This window comes from Nocardioides dubius (assembly GCF_039528155.1).
GTDB classification, from domain to species: domain Bacteria; phylum Actinomycetota; class Actinomycetes; order Propionibacteriales; family Nocardioidaceae; genus Nocardioides; species Nocardioides dubius.
In genome coordinates this window covers 226,398-227,373 of the sequence record NZ_BAAALG010000007.1, presented here as the reverse complement: position 1 = coordinate 227,373, position 976 = coordinate 226,398, and the positions used below count along the sequence as shown (strand labels likewise).

Sequence of the window (976 nt, the reverse complement as noted above, 5' to 3'; positions counted from 1 at the left end):
CCACGGCAGCTCGGGGGAGTCGGGGCGCTGCTCGCGCTCGCCGAAGGCGGACTGCTGCTCGGTGCTGCGCTGGTCGAGGTGGCTCTGGCCCGAGCTGCTGTCGTTGACCAGCACCCGGGTCTCGGTGGCGCCGATCGCCTCCAGCATCCGGCGCAGCTCGGGTGCGTCCAGGGCCAGCGCCTGGGCGGCCGCGTCCACCGCGCTCAGCCGGACCTGCACGGCACCGTCGCGCACGCTCAGGTGCACACGGACCTCGCCGAGCGCCTCGGGCTGCAGGGTCAGCGTCATCCGGCTGGTGCCCTGTCCGGTGGACAGGTGCTGGGCGACCGCGGTGACGACGGGGTTCGCCAACTGGGCGCCGGCGCTGCTGAGCGGTGCGCTCCCCGTCGAGCCGCTGCTCGCGACCGGAGTGCTGCCGCCCGTCGTGACCACGCCGAGCGGTGCCGGGTCGGCAGCGATCGCCTGCGGGGCAAGGGCGGAGGGCGCCGGAGCGTCGTCGGCGGGGGTCGCACCGGAGACCGGTGCGGCAGGTGCCGCGGTCTCCGGCGTGCCCGGGCCGGTCGCCTGCTGCTCCGTTGCCGGGGCCGGCACCGCGTCGGCAGGGACGGGCGCAGGGTCCGTCTCGACGCCGTCCGCGGGAGCCGGCGCTGCGGTGCCGGCATCCGGCTCCGCGAGGAGGCCGGGCAGCGGCGCGGCCGGATCCGCCGGTGCTGCCTCGGTGACGAGTTCGCCGGTCCCGCAAGGGGGGACGGAACCGGCAGTCGGGGGAGCCACAGCGTCACCGAGCGCGCCGGGCAGCGCCGGAGCGGCCGGCGTCGGTCGGGCCAGCTCGCCGGCGAAGAGTGCGGCCCCGAGGCCGGCCATCGCCAGCGCGCCCTCGGCATCGAGGGCGGCCTCGCCCTCGGGGGTGGGCTCGCCACCCGGCACGGCGTCGCCGTCCGGGGACGCCACGGCCTGGGGGCCGACCAGGGCGGGC

General features: G+C 78.4%; 1 protein-coding gene. It reads right to left on the bottom strand.

Annotation, left to right across the window (positions count from 1 at the left end; all coding sequences use genetic code 11):
* On the bottom strand, positions 1-976 hold a 976-nt coding region (locus ABD151_RS09815), incomplete at both ends, for a flagellar hook-length control protein FliK (protein WP_343993775.1).